Genomic DNA, 18139 nt, shown 5'->3' on the forward strand with positions numbered 1-18139 from the left:
CCCGCTCGCCCGGATATGAACGGGGCCGCCGACCGCTTCGCCGGCACCGAGGGGTACTACGCCGCCTACCGGCCGGACTACCCCGACGCGCTCGTCGCGGACCTCGCGGACGGGTTCGCGCTCGGCGCCGACGCGCGCGTCCTCGACTTGGGCTGTGGCACCGGGCGGTTGGCCGTGCCGCTCGCCCGACACGCGAGCGTCGTCGGGATGGACCCGAACCCGACGATGCTCGACCGCGCGCGGGGGCGCGCCGACGCGGCCGGCGTCGCGGTCGAGTGGGTCGAGGGGTCGGACGCGGACCTCCCGCCGCCGGGCGGGTCGCTCCGGCTGACGACGATGGGCCGGTCGTTCCACTGGATGGAGGCGACGCGGACCCTCCGGCGGCTGGACCGGGCGACCGAACCGGGCGGCGGCGTGGCGCTCGTCGGCGACCCCGAGTGGCTCGTGCGCGGGACGGAGCCGTGGCAGGAAGCGGTGTACGAGGTCGTGACGGAGTTCGTCGAGGACGTGCCCGAGCGCACCGGGCCGGTGACGTACGACCGGACGTGGGCCGACGTGCTCGCCGGGTCCGCGTTCGCCGACACGCGGGTCCGCGAGTACACGGTCGAACGGGAGTGGACCGTCGAGGAGGCGGCGGGGTACGTACAGTCGCTGTCGTACTGTGCGGGAATCGAGGACAGGGCGGCGTTCGAGGCGGCCGTGCGCGACCGCCTCGGCGAGGGACCGTACGCGGAGACGGCCGAGTACCGGGCGACGGTCGGCGTCAGGCGATGAGGCTCTCCTCGTCGGGGTCGAGCCAGTCCTCCGCCCACTCCTCGATGGCCTCGAAGACGGGGCCGAGCGACTCGCCCTTCGCGGTCAGGGAGTAGAAGGTGGCGACGGGCGCGTCCTCCTCCAGCCGCCGGTCGACGAACCCCATCTCGCCGAGGTCGTCGAGCACCCGCGAGAGGGTGCGCGACGAGGCGTCGGTCGACCGCTTCAGTTCGTTGAATCGCTTCTCGCCCTCCTGCAGGTCGTGCAGGACGATGAGCCGCCACTGCGACCCGATCTGCTCGAGCGAATCGATGACGACGCAGGCCTCCTCGCTGTATCGGTCCTCGGATGACATCGCTGTTACCTGCTTGCACGAATGTCCGCGAGCGTATAAGTAGTTTCCCCGCACTACCAAGTAACACCATGAAATCGCAGACGCGACGCGAGGTGCGCGACTGATGGTCCACGAGAACACGCCGGCCCGCGCGGGCGCCGACCCGAGCGAGGCGAACGCCGCGGTCGTGATGACGCACGGCCGCGGCGCGACCGCCCGGTCCATCCTCGCCATGCACCGTGAGTTCCCCCGCGACGACGTGGCCTACGCCGCGCCGCAGGCGACGAACAACACGTGGTACCCCCACTCGTTCCTCGAACCCGTGGAGAAGAACGAACCCGGACGCACCGGCGGCCTCGACGCCATCGACCGCATCGTCGAGGGCTTCGTCGACGACGGCATCGAGCGGGAGAACGTCCTGCTGATGGGCTTCTCGCAGGGCGCGTGCCTGACGAGCGAGTACGCCGCGACCCGGCCCGAGCGCTACGGCGGCGTCGCGGCGCTGTCGGGCGGCGTCATCGGTGACGAGGTCGGCGAGTACGAGGGCGACATGGCCGGCACCGAGGTGTTCCTCGGCTGTTCGGACGTGGACCCGCATATCCCCGTCGAGCGCGTCCACGACACCCGCGACGTGTTCGAGTCGCTGGGCGCAGACGTGGAGGAGCGAATCTACGAGGGGATGGGTCACGGCGTCAACGAGGACGAACTCGACTACCTGCGCGGCGTCGTCGCCGACCTGTAATCGGCCGCCGACGCGCGGTCAGTCGCCGAAGCCGGCCGCCTCGGGGTCGGTGTACTCCTCGTCGTCGCCCCCGAGTTTCTTCCTCGCCAGCAGGGCGATAGCCGCGAGGAACAGGAGGCCGACGAGCGCCGCGAGCCACGGCTTCCCCGTCGAGTCGGGGGCGTCGTCCGCAGTGTCGTCGGTCTCGACCTCGACGCCCGGGAGGCCGCTGCCCGGGGCGTTCGCCGTGAACTGTGCGCCGTCCAGATGCAGTTCGAGGAGGGTGAACTTCGCCATACCGTCCGTTCACCGTCCCCGGCCTTATCCGTTCGGGAGAACCGGGAGGTTTTCGGGCGAACGGGCCGGGCCGCGAGTATGGACGACGACCGCCGCGCGTTCCTCGACGACCTGCTCGCCACCGCGACCCCCAGCGGCTTCGAGACGGCCGGCCAGCGGGTGTTCCTCGACCGCGTCGAACCGCTCGCCGACGAGACACACACGGACGCGTACGGCAACGCCGTCGCCGTCCACGAGGGCGACCCGGACACGGACGTGTCGGTCGTGCTCGCCGGCCACGGCGACGAGATCGGGCTGATGGTGCGGGACGTAACCGACGACGGCTTCCTGAAGCTGACGCGCGTCGGCGGCGCGGACAAGACCGTCACGCGGGGCCAGTACGTCACGGTCCACGGGAGCGACGGCCCCGTCTCCGGCGTCGTCGGGCAGGTCGCCATCCACCTCCGCGACCGCGGCGACGAGGACACCAGCGAGATAAACGAGATGCACGTCGATATCGGCGCCGCGGACGGCGACGAGGCGCGAGAGCTGGTGGAGGTCGGCGACCCCATCACCTTCGAGACCGAGGTCCGCGACCTCGAAGGGTCGCTCGTCGCCGCCCGCGGGATGGACAACCGCACGGGCGTGTGGACCGCCGCCGAGGGGTTCCGGCGCGCGGTCGAGCGTGACGCCGACGCCACGGTGTACGCCGTCTCCACCGTGCAGGAGGAGATCGGTCGCAAGGGCGCGCGGATGGTCGGCTACGACCTCGACCCGGACGTGGTGGTCGCCGCGGACGTGACCCACGCGACCGACACGCCCGAGGCCCCCGGGACCAAGGGGTCGGGCATCGAACTCGGGGGCGGCCCCGCCGTCGGGCGCGGCTCGGGCAACCACCCGGTCGTCGTCGAGGCGATACGGGAGACCGCCGACGACGAGGACCTCGACCTCCAGCTGTCCGCGGCGGGCTCCGACACCGGCACCGACGTGGAGAGCTTCTACACCGCGCGCTCGGGCGTCGCCGCGGTGAACGTCTCCATCCCGAACCGCTACATGCACACTCCGGTCGAGGTCATCGACACCGGGGACCTCGCCGAAGTGGGCGACCTGATGGGCGCGTTCGCGGCCGCCGCGGAGCAGTACGCGCCGTTCGCGGTCGAGGTGTAGGCCGCGCCGCTTTTGACACGGAGGCCCGCAGTCGGCCCGTGCGCAGACTCGTCCGCTTCCTCGTCGGCGTCGCGCTCGGCGGGGGTGCGCTCGCCGCCTACGTCGTGTTCGTGGGCGTCGAGGACGTGCTCGCCCGGGCCGCGACGGTCACGGCCGGCGCGCTCGCCGCGGTGGTCCTCCTCGTCGTCGCCGAGTCGGTCGTCGACGGCGTCGGCGTCTGGGCCTCCGTCCGGCCGCTGAACGGCGGGCTCTCCCCGGCCCGGAGCGTCCAGTTCGCGCTCGCGGGCGACTTCTTCGACACGCTCTCGCCGGCCGGCCCGGTCACCTCCGAGCCGGTGATGGCGCGGTTCATCGGCGTCGCCACCGACACCGGCTACAGCGACGCGCTCGGCGTGCGCTCCGTCGCGAAGTACGTGAAGTCGGGCGCGCAACTGCTCCTCTCGGGCGTGCTCGCCGTCGCACTGCTCGCCGGCGGCTCGGCCCCGAGCGAGGTGCTCGCCCTGCTGGGGGCGGCCCTCGTCGGCCTCGCCGTGTTGGGTCTCGCGCTGGTGCGGGCCCGCGCCGTCGTCACGGCCGTCGTCGTGGCCGCCGTCTCGCCGGTCGTCCGGCGCGTCTCGGGGCTCTACCGCGACGACCCGCACGGGCGGGACTTCGTCGCCGCGGCCGCGGAACGGTTCTGGGCGCGGGCGCTCCGCTTCCGAGAGTCGCCGGGGCTGGTCGCGCTCATCGCGCTCGGCGGCCTGCTCGAACAGGTCCTGACCGCGGGGGCGCTGTGGGTCGCGCTCGCCGGGACGGGGACGATCGTCGCCCTCGTGCCGCTCGTCGCCGTCGTCCCCGTCCCGCAGGCCGCGAGCGTCGTGCCCGTGCCCGCGAGCCTCGGGGCCTACGACGTGCTGCTCGCCGGGGTGCTGGTCGCGATGACCGGCGCGCCCGGCGTCGCGGCGGCGACGGCGGTGCTCGTCGTGCGGGCCGTCGCGCTCCCGGTCGCCATCGGGGGTGGCGGCCTCGCGGTCGCGTTCCTTCGCGGGTGGACGCCGTAACCCCACTCCGCCATCCCGGTGTATTTAAGCCCGCCCGCCATTCGTTCGTGGTATGGCCGACCGACCGCTCGACGTGCTCGAAGCCACGCTCGACGAGGACGTGACGGTGACGCTGAAGGGCGGCGACACCGTCGAGGGCACCCTCACCGGATACGACCAGCACATGAACCTCGTGCTGGAGGGCGAGAACACAACGATTATCCGCGGCGACAACGTCGTTTCGATTCAACCATGACCGGCGCAGGTACGCCATCTCAGGGGAAGAAGAACAAGACGACGCACGTCAAGTGTCGACGCTGCGGCGAGAAGTCCTACCACAGTCGCAAGAAGGTCTGTGCCTCCTGCGGCTTCGGCAAGACCGCGAAACGGCGCGGCTACGAGTGGCAGGGCAAGACGGGCGACAACTGAACGGCTTTCTCTCTCGTCTCGCGAGCGTCCGAGCGGCAGCGCCGCCCGTCATCGGCGCGAGATAATCCACGAACGTGTATAGGCAGCCCCGTGCATCGGGTGACCTGCGCACAACCACGGTGTTTTTGGTTCGCCGGCGAACACCTCCGCGTACATGACGCGGGAGCTCTCCGGGCCGCGCGAGAAGTGCGGCGTCGTCGGCGTGTCGCTCGACGACCGGGCCGCGGCCCGCCCCCTCTACTACGCGCTGTACGCGCTCCAGCACCGCGGCCAGGAGTCGGCGGGCATCGTCACCCACGACGGCTTCCAGCAGCACGACCACGTCGAGATGGGACTGGTCGGCGACGCGTTCACGGAGGCGGACCTCGACGGCCTGGCCGGCGGCGTCGGCATCGGGCACGTCCGCTACCCGACCGCGGGGAGCGTCGATACCTCCTGTGCCCAGCCCTTCTCCGTCTCGTTCAAGTCCGGGTCGCTCGGGCTCTCGCACAACGGCAACCTCGTCAACGCCGGGGAGATACGCGACGAACTCGCCGGCCACGGCCACGCCTTCACCAGCGACGGCGACACCGAGGTCATCGCCCACGACCTCGCGCGCAATCTGCTGGAGGCCGACCTCGTGCGCGCGGTGAAGCGCACGATGGGGCGCATCCACGGCTCCTACTCGCTCACCATCATGCACGACGACACCGTCCTCGGCGTGCGCGACCCGGAGGGGAACCGCCCCCTCTGTATCGGGGAACTGGAGGACGGCTACATCCTCGCCTCGGAGTCGGCGGCCATCGACGTGCTCGACGGCGAACTCGTCCGCGACGTCCGTCCCGGCGAACTCGTCGTCCTCGACGACGACGGGCAGGGGTTCGAGTCGTACCAGCTGGTGGAGTCCGAACGCTCCGCGCACTGCTTCTTCGAGCACGTCTACTTCGCGCGGCCGGACTCGCGCATCGACGGCAACCTCGTCTACGACGTGCGCCGCGAGCTCGGCCGACAGCTGTGGGAGGAGTCGGGCGTCGACTCCGACGTGGTGATGCCCGTCCCCGACTCGGGGCGCGCGTTCGCCTCCGGCTACGCCGAGGCCGCACAGGACGAGGGCGCGAGCGTCGAGTTCGCGGAGGGGCTGATGAAGAACCGCTACGTCGGCCGCACGTTCATCATGCCGACGCAGGACGCCCGCGAGCGCGCCGTCCGCCTGAAGCTCAACCCCATCCGCGACGTGGTGGAGGGGAAGACCGTCACCGTCATCGACGACTCGATCGTCCGCGGGACGACCTCCCGCCAACTGGTGGAGCTACTGCGGGACGTGGGCGCCGAGGCGGTCCACTTCCGGGTCGGCGCGCCCGCCATCGTCGCGCCCTGCTACATGGGCATCGACATGGCGACCCGCGAGGAACTCATCGCCGCCGACGCGACGACCGAGGAGATACGCGCCGAGATAGGTGCCGACTCGCTGTCGTACCTCTCGGTCGGCGCGGTGGCGACGGCGCTGGAGGAGGCGGAGGCCGACCTCTGTCTCGGCTGTGTCACCGGGGAGTACCCCTACGACATCGACGGCGAGACGACCGACCGCGACGTCGAGCGACCCGTCGTGGGCGACGCCGCGCCGGCCGACGACTAGTACACCACGTACAACAGCAGATAGACGACGTTCCCCAGGACGAACGAGACGAGCCACAGCGACGCGGCCGCGCGACCCACGCGCTTGTGGCGCGTCCCGAACACCTCGGCGATGGGGCGGGTCGCGGCGAGCAGGAGGACGTAGTAGAGGAGCGGGATACAGACGATAGCGAGCAGGACGTGGACGGCGAGCAGCGGCAGGTAGAGGTACGTCTCCACGCCGGCCGGGCCGGGGAACGGCGCGGGCCCCTGTATCGTCACCTTGTAGAGGTACAACACGAGGAAGGCGACGAACAGCCCGAGCGAGGCCACCATCGCGGCGCGGTGGCGCTCGTACTCGCCGCGGCGCGCGAACCGGACGCCCGCGAGGATGGTCACGACGGCGACCGCCGAGACGGCGGCGTTGACGTGCGGGATGGCGTCGAACACCGCGTCGGAGGCCACGGGGAGCAGCGACTCGGGGATGACGCGGAGCGCCGCCCCGAACACCAGCGCGAGCGAGACGACCGAGAGGACGGCGGTGAGTTCGGGTATCCGCCGGCGGACGGCCTGTTGCATACGCCGCGGTAGGGCCGCCGGGGCCAAAACCCCTCGTGTCAGCGGGGCTGTACGGGACTTTATTCGGCGCTGCGTGTTAAGCCGTGTATGCCCAACAGGGGGGAACTCCTCCAGCAGTTGGCGACCGAGTCCGGGGTGAACCTGCGGACGTGTCTGGAGTACCGCGACGGCGAGATGCGCTACCTCTACCGCCGCGACGACATCGAGAGCGAGGGGGCCCGCGACATCGCCCGTCAGCTCCGGGAGCTGTACGCGGCAGAGGACCGGCTGGCGGACTCCGGGCAACTCCCCGGCATCGGGGAGCTTCGCGGGTCGGCCCACTACTTCGACGAGGTGTTGATACTCACGCTCCCGGACGCGGAGGACCCGACGTTCGGCTTCTCGGTGAGCGTGGACATCGGCAGCGACCTGACCGCCTTCCTCGACGACTGTCGCGAGACGCTGTTCGACGAGGCGGCGTAGCCGTCGCTCCCCGACTTGCTTCGGTAGGATGATGCGTGGGTGCTGTCCTTCGGACGAGCACCCGCACTGTTGTTCCGGTGACCGTAGGTCACCCGAGCAGTGCGTGGGACCGGATTTGAACCGGCGGACCTCTACAGGACAGCGCCCTCAACGCTGCGCCGTTGGCCTGGCTTGGCTACCCACGCACGCCGTGTCGTGTGCATCCCATCGTACTGTGGTGGGATATAAAAGACGAACGGTTCGGCGGCGGGCGCTTTCCTCGGCGCGCCCGCCCGGAGGACGGCCGCGAACGCGGGCTTGAAGTAGGTTCCGCGAGCTACTGGTACCCATGGCGAAGTACTCCACGGGCGGGGTCGGCTCCGACGACGCCGACAGCTGCGAGCTGTGCGGCAAGGAGGGGGTGAGCCTCTCGGAGCAGAGCGTGGCGGGCGCGACGCTACAGGTCTGCGCCGAGTGTGCCCGGCACGGCGAGGGCGGGAAGCGGAGCTCCGGCGGCTCGGGCGGCTCCGGCGGCGACGGGAGCGGCCGCGGCGACGAACAGGACCGCCGGCGGAAGGCCGCACGGAACACCGCCCGGCTCGCGGACGCGAACACGGGCGACGCGACCCGGTGGGAGAAGGAGGGGACCGACTACCAGGACGACCCGCTCCCCTACCTCCTGCGCGACTACGGCGAGAAGATGGCAGAGGCGCGGCAGTCCGCGGGCCTCCAGCCCGACGAACTCGCGGGCGAACTCGGCGTCACGGAGGCCGACGTGCTCGCCGTCGAGCAGGGGCGCGCGAACCGCGCGAACATCCCCGGCTCGCTCATCACGGCCATCGAGGAGCGGCTGAACGTCCAGCTCTCCGAGGACGCCTGATTTTTGACGGACGGGCGCGACCCCCGACCCATGACCGGTAGCCGTGCCCCCGTCGACCCGGGGACGCTGTCGTTCGAGGCGACCGTCGAGTCCGGCGGCCGCGAGGTGACGCTCTCCGAGACGTACTTCTACCCCGAGGGCGGCGGCCAGCCCGCCGACCGCGGCACCCTCGACGGGCACCGCGTCGCGGACGTCCAGACACGCGACGGCCGGGTCGTCCACACGCTCGCGGATGGCGAACTGGCCGCCGGCGCGAGCGTAACGGGCAGCATCGACCCCGAGTTCCGGCGCTACTGTGCCCGCGCACACACCGCCAGCCACGCGCTGTACGGCGCGGGCCGCCGCCTGCTCGACGACCTCGGCTACGGCGGCTTCGGCATCACCGAGGAGCGCGTCCGCGTCGACTTCACGACGAGCACGGACATCACGGACGGGACGCTCGCCGAACTCGAACGCCTCGTCAACCGCGCCGTCTGGGAGTCGCGCAACGTGACGTGGGAGGAGCGGCCGCGCGCCGACGCGCTGAACGACGACGCCGTCGCGTTCAACACCAAGACGGAGGAGGGGCTGGCCGGCGACACCGTCCGCGTCGTCAGCATCGACGGCTGGGACGAGGCCGCGTGCGGCGGCACCCACGTGACGAACACGAGTGAAATCGGCCCCGTGACGGTGCTCTCGCGGTCGAACCCCGGCGAGGGGCTGACGCGCGTCGAGTTCGCCGTCGGCCCGACGGGCATCGACCGCCGCGCGACCGAGAAGCGCGCGGCCCTCGACGCGGCGGCCGCGCTCGGGACGAACGTCGAGAGCCTCGCCGACCGGGTCGCCGCCCTCCGCGCGGAGCGCGACGACCTCAAAGCCGAGCGCGACGACCTCGCGGCGGAACTCACAGCCCGCGAGGTCGCCGACCTCCCCACGGTCGAGCGCGACGGCCGGACGTGGCTCGTGGGCGAACTCGACCGGGACGCGAACACGCTCGCCGAGACGGCCCGCCCGCTGGCCGGCGACCGCGCGGCCGTCGTCGCGCTCGTCGCCCCGGACGGCTCGCTGGCGGTGGCGACGGACGGCGAGGTCGGTGCGGACGAGGTGGTCGGCGAGGTGACCGAGACGTTCGGCGGCGGCGGGGGCGGCTCCCCGACCGTCGCGCAGGCCGGGGGGCTGGACGCCGACGCGGACGCCGTGGTCGCGTTCCTGCGCGGCGAGTAGCGGAACGGGCGATTTTTGCGCCCCGCGTCGTAGGGTGTGGTATGGACCTGAACGCGGAACAGCGGGCGATACGCGACACCGTCCGCGAGTTCGCCGCCGAGGAGGTGCGCCCCACCGCCCGCGAGGCCGACGAGACGGAGACGTTCCCCGAGGACGTGTGGGACGGCCTCGCCGACATCGGCGTCACGGCGATGACGACGCCCGAGGCGTACGGCGGCCTCGACGTGGACGGGCTGACGTACGCGCTCGTCAACGAGGAGCTCGCCTACGGCCAGCTCGCCGTCGCCACCGCCCTCTCCGTCCACTGTCTCGCCACCTCCTGTATCGCGGAGTTCGGCGACGAGGCGCAGAAGGAGGAGTTCCTCCCCGAGATGGTGGACGGCCGCCCGGTCGGCTGTTTCGCGCTCTCGGAGCCGCAGGCCGGGTCGAACCCGGCGGACATGACGACGCAGGCGCGCCGCGAGGGCGACGAGTACGTCATCGACGGGACGAAGCAGTGGATAACGAACGGCGAGCGCGGCGACGTGGTCGTGCTGTTCGCCAAGACCGACCGCGAGGACCCCTCGACGGTGACGCAGTTCGTCGTCCCGAAGGACACCCCGGGCGTCGAGGTGGGGCGGAAGGAGGAGAAGCTCGGGCTGCGAGCCTCCGACACGACGACGCTCACGTTCGACGGCGCGCGCATCCCCGCGGAGTACCGGCTCACGGAGGAGGGCCGGGGGCTGGCCGCCGCCCTCTCGATTCTGACCGGCGGGCGCGTCGGCATCGCCGCGCAGGCCGTCGGCCTCGCGCAGTCCGCGGTGGACGAAGCGAAGCAGTACGCACAGGACCGCGAGCAGTTCGACAAACCCATCGCCGACATCCAGACCATCCGGCACAAGCTGGCGCAGATGGAGACGGACACGCAGGCCGCCCGCCTGCTCACCTACGACGCGGCCGAACAGTTGCACTCGGGCGACCCGCCCGCCAAGGCCGCCTCGATGGCGAAACTGCGCGCCTCGGAGACGGCGATGGACGTGACGAACGAGGCCGTCCAGATACACGGCGGCTACGGCTACACGACGGACTTCCCCGTCGAGCGGATGTACCGCGACGCGAAGATAACGACCATCTACGAGGGGACGACCCAGATACAGCGGACGGTCGTCGCCCGCGAGATGCTGGACTGATGGGCGGGAGAGCGGTCGTCTACGACCTCGACGACACGCTCGTCCGGCTCTCGGTGGCGTGGGACGCCGTGACCGACGAGTGCGTCGCCGCGCTCGAACGCCGGGGCGTCGACCGCGAGTACGGCGACCTCTGGGACGCCTACCGGACCGCGCGCGAGACGGGCCACCTCCCGCTCGTGGACGGCATCATCGCGCGTCACGAGCGGGCAGGCGCGCGCACGAGCGAGCGGCTGCCGTGTGCCGACCTGCTCGCCCGGGACGCGCCCGCGGCCGTCTGCTCGCTCAATAGCGTCGGCGCGTGCCACATCGCGCTCGGCGTCCACGGCCTGCGCGACCACGCGCCGGTCGTCGTCGGCCGCGACTCCGTCGAGGCCGAGAAGCCGGACCCGGAGCCGCTGCTCGCGGCGATAGACCGGCTGGGCGTCGAGCGAGAGGACGCCGTCTTCGTCGGCGACGGCGCGCGCGACGAGCGGACCGCGGAGCGCGCGGGCGTGGAGTTCGCCTACGTCGAGGAGTGGCTCGACCGGGTGGGCTGACACCCCCTCCTTTTTCGCGGCGGCCGGGCGAACCTGACGACCATGTCATCCGACGGGCGGACGAGAGGTGCCGATGAACGACGCCGGACGGACCCCGCGCGAGTGGGCCGCGCTGTTCCTGTTGGTGGTCGGCGGGGCGGCGCTGGTCCTCGCCGTTCCGGGCCGGCACGAGTCGCTCGCGGTCGAGTTCGGCTACCGAGGGGCCGAGCCGTATCTCTACACGACGGCGGTCGCGGGCATCGTCGGGTCGCTCGCGGCACACCCCGAGCGGTCGGTACTCGGCGGATTCGGGGGCGACTAGTCGGCCTCGCGGTCGGCGGCGCGGCGGCGCGCGAGGAGGTAGACGACGACGGCGGTGAGGAACCAGACGACGGCGCCGACGCGGACGGCGAACAGCGCCTTGTCGCCCCACGTCGGGAGCGCGACGCCCGTCGAGGCGACGGCGACGACGGGGGCGCCGACGACGATGGTGGCGACGAAGGTGACCTGCATCACCCACGCGAAGTCCACCCCGTCGGGGTCGCTCGTCTCGACGCGCTCGGGCATGGTCGGCCTCGGGACGCGCGGCGGTAAGCGGTTACGGTCCGGGGCCAGCGGGGGCGATGCCGGGGCTTTATCGCGCCGCGCGGCCGACCCGGGAGTATGCGAGCGAAGGACATCCGCGCGAAGGCAGGCGTGGAGCCCGTCACGATGCTCACCGCCTACGACGCCCCCACCGCCGAGGTGGTCGACGAGGCCGGGGTCGATATGATCCTCGTCGGCGACTCCGTCGGCAACACCCAGCTCGGCTACGACTCCACGCTCCCCGTGACGCTCGACGAGACGGCGAGCCACACGGCCGCCGTCGCCCGCGCGACGGAGAACGCGCTCGTCGTCGCGGACATGCCGTTCCTCTCGTACGGCGCGAGCCTCGAGACGGGCGTCGAGAACTGCGGCCGGATGCTGAAGGAGGCCGGCGCGGACGCTGTGAAACTGGAGTGCGGTCCCCACACGGTGGAACTCACCGACCGGCTGACGGACCTCGGCGTCCCCGTGCAGGCCCACCTCGGGCTCACGCCCCAGCACGAGAACGAGACGGGGCTGTTCCGCCAGGGGACCGACGGCGAGGCGGCCCGCGAGATAGCCGACCTCGCCGCGGCCCACGAGGAGGCGGGCGCGTTCTCGCTCGTCCTCGAACACGTGCCCGCGAACCTCGCCGCGGCCGTGACCGACGACCTCGAGATACCGACCATCGGCATCGGGGCCGGCCCGGACTGCGACGGGCAGGTGCTCGTCGTGGACGAGGTGCTCGGCCGGTCGACCGGCACGGCGCCGTTCTCGAAGTCGTGGGGCGACGTGCGCGGCGAGATGGAGCGGGCCGTCGCCGGCTACAAGGACGACGTGGAGTCGGGGGACTTCCCCGCCGCGGAGCACTCCCACTACGAGGAGCGGCTGGACGACGTTTACTGAGCGAGGAAGGCCGCGACGCGGTCGTTCCACGCGCCGGGCCGCTCCAGCATCGACAGGTGCGCGCAGTCGTCGAGCAGCGCGACCTCGCAGTCCGGCAGTTCCGCGCCGAGGTACTCCGTGAACGAGGGCGGCGTCATCCCGTCGTGTTCGCCCGTTATCGCGAGCGAGCGCGTCCCGACCTCGTCCAGTCGGTCGCGGGCGTCGAACGCGTCGCAGGTGCGGAAGTCCCGCTCCGTGACCGCCGCCCCCGCGTCGCGCATCGCGGCGGCCGCGCGCTCGACGGGCGCGCTCGCGGGGTCGTGAAAGAGCAGGTCGGGCGCCGACAGCGCCTCGACGGCCGCGTCGAAGTCGCTCCCGATGAGGCCGAGCAGGTCGTCGCCGACGCCGAGTTTCGCGCCCGTGCCACACAGCACGAGCGCGTCGGGGGAGAGGCCGTGTTCGAGGACGGCCCACAGCGCGACGGCCCCGCCCATCGAGTTCCCGACGACGGCCCGCGCCCCCGTCTCGTCGGCGACGGCGACGACGTCCCGGGCGTACGTATCGAGCGTCTCCTCGCCCGGCGCGAGGTCCGCGTCGTCGCTCTCCCCGTGCCCGGTCAGGTCCACCGCGACCGCGGGCGGCAGTCGCTCGTCCTCCTGTTCCACCCACAGGCGGCCGTCGCCGCCCGCGCCGTGGACGTAGAGGACGGGGTCGTCGCCGTTCCCTCGATACGCGAGCGTCCGCCCGTCGCGCGTCAGCGTCTCCATGGCCGGGCGACGAACCGGCGGGGCTTGAAGCCGCCGACGCGCTCTTGTCCGCCGAACCGCAAACAAAGGACGAGCCCGCTGTTTATTACAAACCACCCATGGCTGGCAAAGGTTTATATACTAAGACAACTAACTTGGAGTTAGCATGAACGAGTTTCAGGAGCGGTCCGCCCGCCGCGAGAACGTCGTCGGTACCCGCTACGAGGAGGACGGCAGCACCGTTCTCGTCGCCGACCTCGGCCCCGACGTCGAGGGGAGCGTGGACGTGGTCGACGGCACCGCGATGGTCGTCGTCGGGGACGACCAGTACGAGTTCGACGTGCCCGACGGTCGCGCGACCGCGCGGCTCAACAACGGCGTCGTCACCGTGGAGGTGACCCGCGAATGAGCGCCGACCTCGTCGTCAAGCCGATGAAGCAGAGCGAGGCCGGCCGCGGCCTCGCCGCCGTCGACCGCGAGGCGATGGAGGAGCTCGGCCTGGAGAACGGCGACTACGTCGTCATCGCCGGCAAGGACGGGCGCGCCGTCGCGCGCGTCTGGCCCGGCTACCCCGAGGACACCGGCACGGGTATCGTCCGCATCGACGGGCGGCTCCGCTCGGAGGCCGGCGTCGGCATCGACGACCGCGTCGAGCTGGAGAAGGCCGACGTGAAGCCCGCGAAGGCCATCACCGTCGCGCTCCCCTCCAACCTCCGTATCCGCGGCAACATCGGCGGCCCCATCCGCGACAAGCTCTCGGGGCAGGCCGTCACCCGCGGCCAGCAGGTGCCCTTCAGCTTCGGCTTCGGCGCCTTCTCGTCGATGGGCGGCCAGCAGATACCGATGCGCATCGCCGACACCGACCCCGCCGGGACGGTCGTCGTGACCGACTCGACGGAGGTCGAGGTGTCGGAGAAGCCGGCCGAGCAGATCGTCGGCGAGAGCGGCGACCGCTCCGGCGGCGACGGCGGCACGCCCTCCGTCACCTACGAGGACATCGGCGGGCTCGACGACGAGCTCGAACAGGTCCGCGAGATGATAGAGCTCCCGATGCGCCACCCCGAGCTGTTCCAGCAGCTCGGCATCGAGCCGCCGAAGGGCGTCCTCCTCCACGGCCCGCCGGGCACGGGGAAGACCCTCATCGCCAAGGCCGTCGCCAACGAGATAGACGCCTACTTCACCGACATCTCCGGGCCGGAGATCATGTCGAAGTACTACGGCGAGTCCGAGGAACAGCTCCGCGAGGTGTTCGAGGAGGCCGAGGAGAACCAGCCGGCCATCGTCTTCATCGACGAGCTCGACTCCATCGCGCCCAAGCGCGGCGAGACCTCCGGCGACGTGGAGCGTCGCGTCGTCGCCCAGCTACTCTCGATGATGGACGGGCTGGACGAGCGCGGGCAGGTCACCGTCATCGGCGCGACGAACCGCGTCGACGCCATCGACCCCGCCCTGCGCCGCGGCGGCCGGTTCGACCGCGAGATAGAGGTCGGCGTCCCGGACAAGCAGGGCCGCAAGGAGATCATGCAGGTCCACACGCGGGGGATGCCGCTGGCCGACGACGTGGACCTCGACCAGTACGCCGACTCCACGCACGGCTTCGTCGGCGCGGACCTCGAATCGCTGGCGAAGGAGGGCGCGATGAACGCGCTCCGGCGCGTCCGCCCGCAGCTCGACCTCGAATCCGACGAGATAGACGCCGAGGTGCTCGACGCCATCGAGGTGACCGAGGCGGACTTCAAGGACGCGATGAAGGGCATCACGCCCTCCGCGATGCGCGAGGTGTTCGTCGAGGTGCCCGACGTGACGTGGAACGACGTCGGCGGGCTCGACGACACGAAGGAACGGCTCCGCGAGACGGTCCAGTGGCCGCTCGACTACCCCGAGGTGTTCGAGCAGATGGACCTCGAAGCCGCCAAGGGCGTGCTGATGTACGGCCCGCCGGGCACGGGGAAGACCCTGCTCGCGAAGGCCGTCGCCAACGAGGCGGAGTCGAACTTCATCTCCATCAAGGGGCCGGAGCTGCTCAACAAGTACGTCGGCGAGTCCGAGAAGGGCGTCCGCGAGGTGTTCGAGAAGGCGCGGTCGAACGCCCCGACCGTCGTCTTCTTCGACGAGATAGACGCCATCGCGGGCCAGCGCGGCCGCAACATGAGCGACTCGGGCGTCGGCGAGCGCGTCGTCTCCCAGCTGCTCACCGAGCTCGACGGGCTGGAGGAGCTGGAGGACGTGGTCGTCGTCGCGACGACGAACCGCCCGGACCTCATCGACTCGGCGCTGCTGCGGCCGGGCCGGCTCGACCGCCACGTCCACGTCCCCGTCCCGGACGAGGACGGTCGCCGGAAGATATTCGAGGTCCACACGCGCTCGAAGCCGCTGGCCGACGACGTGGACCTCGACGCGCTCGCCCGGCGCACGGAGGGGTACGTCGGCGCGGACATCGAGGCCGTCTGCCGCGAGGCGTCGATGGCTGCGACCCGCGAGTTCATCAACTCCGTCGCGCCCGAGGACGCCGAGACCTCCGTCGGCAACGTCCGGGTCACGATGGACCACTTCGAGCACGCGCTCGGCGAGGTGCGGGCCTCGGTGGACGAGGACATGCGTCGCCGCTACGACGAGATGGAGGAGGACTTCGGCAAGGACACCCGCGAGGCCGAAACCGAGGTCTCCCGGACGTTCCAGTAGCGCCGCCGACTTCCCGACCTTTTTCGCCGTCCGAACGCCCGCGACGGGCGAGCCGCCCGACGTAGCCGCGAACCGTTTCGCGCGCGCCCGTCCCGGCGTCACCGTTTTGGTCTCCCGGCCGAACGTACACTCATGAGCTCAGCCGAGACCGCGCCGCCGGTCGACATCACCGAACCCGCCGCCGAGCAGGCGCTCGACCTGCTCACCGGCGAGGGGATGGATACGGACGAGGCGGGACTGCGGCTGTTCGTCCAGCAGGGGGGCTGTGCGGGGCTTTCGTACGGGATGCGCTTCGACAACGAGCCGGAGGAGGACGACACCATCGTGGAGGGGAACGGCCTGCGCGTCTTCGTCGACCCCGCGAGCCTGAAGTACATCGGCGGCTCCGTCCTCGACTTCGAGGGCGGCCTCCAGGGGAAGGGGTTCTCCGTCGAGAACCCGAACGCCGAGAGCGAGTGCGGCTGCGGCGAGAGCTTCCGAACGTAACGGCCGCTGGCGGGCTCTCGAAAGCGAAAGGAGGCGGTCCCGTCGGGACCGCCGGTCGTCGGCGCGGCGCGTTCTTCTCCTGAAGCGACTACTCCAACTCGAACGCGACTTCCACTTCCGCCTGGTACTCGCGGCCCTCGACCGAGCCGACCTCGACGCCCATCTCCGCGACCTCGACCCACTGGACGTTGTCCAGGGTCTCCTCCGCGCGGTCGACGGCGTCGTCCACCGCGTGGTCGAAGCTCTCGGTACTGCGTCCGACCAGCGTGATCTTCTTGAACACCATGGCGTCCGGACGGTCCCGGCGCTCGGTCGTAAAGCTATGCCCCGTCCTCGCGCCGCTCCAGCCGGTCGGCGAGCGCGCCGACCACGTCCGAGAGGTGGGCGGTGCCCCAGACGGCGACGACCACCGCGCCGACGGAGTCGAACACGAGGTCGAGCAGCGTGTCGTCGAGGCCGTACTGGGTGAGTATCGTCCCCTCGCTGCCGGCGAGCGCGGCGACCTCGCCGATGGTGAACTCAAGTACCTCCCAGAAGACGCCGAAGGCGAGCGTGACGAGCAGGATGAAGACGAACATGAACTGCGGGGGCAGGCGCACGTCGGGGCTGTGGACGTCGACCGCGCGCGCGACGGAGTAGCCGGCGGCGGCGACGACGCTGGCCGACAGCGCGTGGGTCATGTGGTCCCACCACCACGTCTCCTTGTAGAAACTGCCGTCCGTGACCGGGATACCGACGGCGTTGAGTCCCCCGACGACGGGCGCGGGCAGGCCGACGGTGCCGAGCGCGTGGAGGAACACCGCAGCCGTTATCCACAGCGTCAGGCCGGCGTCCATCGGGATGCCGTAGTCGCGTTCGAGCAGGCCGGGCGCGCGGGTGACGGCGATGCCGACGAGGCTGTTGACGACGATGCCGGTGTTGCCGCGGTCCAGCCCGATGAAGAACATCCCGAGCAGCCCGACCTCCATCGCGCGGACGAGCAGGCGCTGGTTCGACTCCGAGAGGCCGATGCGGTCGCGGACGTTCACGGCGCCACCTCCTCCATGGCGTCCATCACGGCTTCCCCGCGGTGTCGCCGCCGGAAGTAGAACTCGAACAGCGCGCCCGCGCCGACGCCGGCGAGGAAGGAGGCGACGAACTCAAGCATGAGGTCGCGCTCGGCCGCGGCGAGCGCCGCCTCGGACGCGCCGGCGCCGCCCGGCGGGAGCAACAGCGTCGTCCCGAGCAGGATGTCGGAGCCGTAGCGGAGGACGGCCCACAGCCCCGCGGCGGCCATCGTGGTGACGACGACGAAGCCGACGGCGAACCGCTCGTTCATCTCGACGGGGGTGAGTAGGTGGAGTTCGACGGCGACGACGAGCGCGACGGCCGCCACCGCGACGTAGGTGACGACGTCGCCGCGCAGCGCCGCGAGTTCAACCATGACGCGCGCGACGAGCGGCAGCGTCGCGAGCGCCAACACCTCCCACGGCAACATCGCCGTCGGGTCGCGGTACTTCAGCGGCGGGACCAGCGCGAGCGCCACGACGGCGAGCGCGAAGCCGGCCCACAGCGGCGCGACGGCCAGCCCGTTGGCGACGGCCGCGACGAGGGCGATGCCCACGAGCGCCCACGCGACGGCCGCGTTGGAGCGCGCCTCCTCCAGCACGGTGCCGATTCCCGATTCGCTCATGCCCCCCGTAGCGGCGCCCCCGTCT

General features: G+C 71.4%; 25 protein-coding genes and 1 tRNA gene. 17 read left to right on the top strand and 9 right to left on the bottom strand.

Annotated elements, in window-relative coordinates; translation table 11 throughout:
* Positions 1-15 precede the first annotated feature (15 nt).
* On the top strand, positions 16-774 hold the full coding sequence (locus P2T37_RS01695) for a class I SAM-dependent methyltransferase (protein WP_276235014.1): 759 nt from the start codon (positions 16-18) through the stop codon (positions 772-774).
* Here the strand turns inward: P2T37_RS01695 and P2T37_RS01700 are convergent.
* Positions 764-1108: a winged helix-turn-helix transcriptional regulator gene (locus tag P2T37_RS01700; protein WP_276235015.1), complete on the bottom strand. Its 345-nt coding sequence runs from the start codon at positions 1106-1108 to the stop codon at positions 764-766. The genes P2T37_RS01695 and P2T37_RS01700 overlap by 11 nt on opposite strands.
* A 103-nt stretch (positions 1109-1211) precedes the next feature.
* Here P2T37_RS01700 and P2T37_RS01705 point away from each other — a divergent pair, with 103 nt between their 5' ends.
* On the top strand, positions 1212-1829 hold the full coding sequence (locus P2T37_RS01705; RefSeq protein ID WP_276235016.1) for an alpha/beta hydrolase: 618 nt from the start codon (positions 1212-1214) through the stop codon (positions 1827-1829).
* A gap of 18 nt (positions 1830-1847) precedes the next feature.
* Here P2T37_RS01705 and P2T37_RS01710 read toward each other — a convergent pair whose 3' ends face one another.
* Positions 1848-2105 carry a hypothetical protein gene (locus P2T37_RS01710; RefSeq protein WP_276235017.1) on the bottom strand — a complete coding sequence of 86 codons (258 nt, stop codon included), beginning with the start codon at positions 2103-2105 and terminating at the stop codon, positions 1848-1850.
* Between the two features lie 78 nt (positions 2106-2183).
* Between P2T37_RS01710 and P2T37_RS01715 the strand changes: the two genes are divergently transcribed.
* The 5 genes from P2T37_RS01715 (at position 2184) to purF (ending at position 6314) form a co-directional block, all read left to right on the top strand.
* A complete protein-coding gene (locus tag P2T37_RS01715) occupies positions 2184-3251 on the top strand; it encodes a zinc-binding metallopeptidase family protein (RefSeq protein ID WP_276235018.1) in 1068 nt (355 codons plus the stop codon).
* Between the two features lie 38 nt (positions 3252-3289).
* Complete coding sequence (locus P2T37_RS01720; protein WP_276235019.1) at positions 3290-4291, top strand: lysylphosphatidylglycerol synthase domain-containing protein; 1002 nt, start codon at positions 3290-3292, stop codon at positions 4289-4291.
* A 52-nt stretch (positions 4292-4343) separates the two neighbouring features.
* Positions 4344-4526 carry an LSM domain-containing protein gene (locus tag P2T37_RS01725; protein WP_276235020.1) on the top strand — a complete coding sequence of 61 codons (183 nt, stop codon included), beginning with the start codon at positions 4344-4346 and terminating at the stop codon, positions 4524-4526.
* Positions 4523-4699: a 50S ribosomal protein L37e gene (locus tag P2T37_RS01730; protein ID WP_276235021.1), complete on the top strand. Its 177-nt coding sequence runs from the start codon at positions 4523-4525 to the stop codon at positions 4697-4699. The genes P2T37_RS01725 and P2T37_RS01730 overlap by 4 nt, the downstream gene beginning before the upstream one ends.
* A gap of 154 nt (positions 4700-4853) precedes the next feature.
* The gene (gene purF / locus P2T37_RS01735; protein WP_276235022.1) at positions 4854-6314 is read left to right on the top strand and encodes an amidophosphoribosyltransferase; all 1461 of its coding nucleotides are present in this window, start codon (positions 4854-4856) and stop codon (positions 6312-6314) included.
* Here the strand turns inward: purF and P2T37_RS01740 are convergent.
* A complete protein-coding gene (locus tag P2T37_RS01740; protein ID WP_276235023.1) occupies positions 6311-6871 on the bottom strand; it encodes a DUF420 domain-containing protein in 561 nt (186 codons plus the stop codon). The two genes, purF and P2T37_RS01740, sit on opposite strands and share 4 nt — an antisense overlap.
* Before the next feature lie 87 nt (positions 6872-6958).
* Here P2T37_RS01740 and P2T37_RS01745 point away from each other — a divergent pair, with 87 nt between their 5' ends.
* The gene (locus tag P2T37_RS01745) at positions 6959-7333 is read left to right on the top strand and encodes a DUF7522 family protein (RefSeq protein ID WP_276235024.1); all 375 of its coding nucleotides are present in this window, start codon (positions 6959-6961) and stop codon (positions 7331-7333) included.
* Between the two features lie 100 nt (positions 7334-7433).
* Here the strand turns inward: P2T37_RS01745 and P2T37_RS01750 are convergent.
* Positions 7434-7518, bottom strand: a tRNA-Leu gene (locus tag P2T37_RS01750).
* Positions 7519-7661: 143 nt separating this feature from the next.
* Here P2T37_RS01750 and P2T37_RS01755 point away from each other — a divergent pair.
* The 5 genes from P2T37_RS01755 to P2T37_RS01775 all read left to right on the top strand — a co-directional run bounded on the left by P2T37_RS01755 (position 7662) and on the right by P2T37_RS01775 (position 11401).
* The gene (locus P2T37_RS01755) at positions 7662-8192 is read left to right on the top strand and encodes a helix-turn-helix domain-containing protein (protein ID WP_276235025.1); all 531 of its coding nucleotides are present in this window, start codon (positions 7662-7664) and stop codon (positions 8190-8192) included.
* A gap of 30 nt (positions 8193-8222) precedes the next feature.
* Positions 8223-9395: an alanyl-tRNA editing protein gene (locus P2T37_RS01760; protein WP_276235026.1), complete on the top strand. Its 1173-nt coding sequence runs from the start codon at positions 8223-8225 to the stop codon at positions 9393-9395.
* Positions 9396-9436: 41 nt separating this feature from the next.
* A complete protein-coding gene (locus P2T37_RS01765; protein WP_276235027.1) occupies positions 9437-10564 on the top strand; it encodes an acyl-CoA dehydrogenase family protein in 1128 nt (375 codons plus the stop codon).
* A complete protein-coding gene (locus P2T37_RS01770) occupies positions 10564-11100 on the top strand; it encodes an HAD family hydrolase (protein ID WP_276235028.1) in 537 nt (178 codons plus the stop codon). Before P2T37_RS01765 ends, P2T37_RS01770 begins: the two co-directional genes overlap by 1 nt.
* Positions 11101-11173: 73 nt before the next feature.
* The gene (locus tag P2T37_RS01775; RefSeq protein WP_276235029.1) at positions 11174-11401 is read left to right on the top strand and encodes a hypothetical protein; all 228 of its coding nucleotides are present in this window, start codon (positions 11174-11176) and stop codon (positions 11399-11401) included.
* Here the strand turns inward: P2T37_RS01775 and P2T37_RS01780 are convergent.
* Entirely contained in the window at positions 11398-11646 is a 249-nt protein-coding gene (locus P2T37_RS01780; RefSeq protein WP_276235030.1) for a DUF5822 domain-containing protein, read from the bottom strand. The genes P2T37_RS01775 and P2T37_RS01780 overlap by 4 nt on opposite strands.
* A 96-nt stretch (positions 11647-11742) precedes the next feature.
* On the opposite strand from P2T37_RS01780, the gene panB reads away from it, so the two are divergent.
* Positions 11743-12549, top strand: a complete 807-nt coding sequence (panB, locus tag P2T37_RS01785; protein WP_276235031.1) for a 3-methyl-2-oxobutanoate hydroxymethyltransferase — start codon at positions 11743-11745, stop codon at positions 12547-12549.
* On the opposite strand, the gene P2T37_RS01790 is transcribed toward panB, so the two are convergent.
* Positions 12543-13295: an alpha/beta fold hydrolase gene (locus P2T37_RS01790; RefSeq protein ID WP_276235032.1), complete on the bottom strand. Its 753-nt coding sequence runs from the start codon at positions 13293-13295 to the stop codon at positions 12543-12545. The two genes, panB and P2T37_RS01790, sit on opposite strands and share 7 nt — an antisense overlap.
* A gap of 145 nt (positions 13296-13440) precedes the next feature.
* Here P2T37_RS01790 and P2T37_RS01795 point away from each other — a divergent pair, with 145 nt between their 5' ends.
* The 3 genes from P2T37_RS01795 (at position 13441) to P2T37_RS01805 (ending at position 16442) form a co-directional block, all read left to right on the top strand.
* Positions 13441-13683, top strand: a complete 243-nt coding sequence (locus P2T37_RS01795; RefSeq protein ID WP_276235033.1) for a DUF7127 family protein — start codon at positions 13441-13443, stop codon at positions 13681-13683.
* Positions 13680-15956, top strand: coding sequence for a CDC48 family AAA ATPase (locus P2T37_RS01800; RefSeq protein WP_276235034.1), 2277 nt, complete (start codon positions 13680-13682; stop codon positions 15954-15956). The genes P2T37_RS01795 and P2T37_RS01800 overlap by 4 nt, the downstream gene beginning before the upstream one ends.
* A 132-nt stretch (positions 15957-16088) precedes the next feature.
* Positions 16089-16442 (top strand): HesB/IscA family protein, encoded by a 354-nt coding sequence (locus P2T37_RS01805; RefSeq protein WP_276235035.1) that lies wholly within the window; start codon positions 16089-16091, stop codon positions 16440-16442.
* 88 nt (positions 16443-16530) lie between these two features.
* Here the strand turns inward: P2T37_RS01805 and P2T37_RS01810 are convergent, their stop codons facing one another.
* From P2T37_RS01810 to P2T37_RS01820, 3 genes are read right to left on the bottom strand one after another with little or no spacing between them, the layout of a single operon-like run.
* A complete protein-coding gene (locus P2T37_RS01810) occupies positions 16531-16728 on the bottom strand; it encodes a dodecin (RefSeq protein ID WP_276235036.1) in 198 nt (65 codons plus the stop codon).
* A gap of 34 nt (positions 16729-16762) precedes the next feature.
* On the bottom strand, positions 16763-17470 hold the full coding sequence (locus P2T37_RS01815; RefSeq protein WP_276235037.1) for a DUF2238 domain-containing protein: 708 nt from the start codon (positions 17468-17470) through the stop codon (positions 16763-16765).
* The gene (locus tag P2T37_RS01820) at positions 17467-18114 is read right to left on the bottom strand and encodes a hypothetical protein (protein WP_276235038.1); all 648 of its coding nucleotides are present in this window, start codon (positions 18112-18114) and stop codon (positions 17467-17469) included. The genes P2T37_RS01815 and P2T37_RS01820 overlap by 4 nt, the downstream gene beginning before the upstream one ends.
* Positions 18115-18139 lie beyond the last annotated feature (25 nt).

It is taken from the genome of Halosegnis marinus (assembly GCF_029338355.1).
GTDB lineage: Archaea > Halobacteriota > Halobacteria > Halobacteriales > Haloarculaceae > Halosegnis > Halosegnis marinus.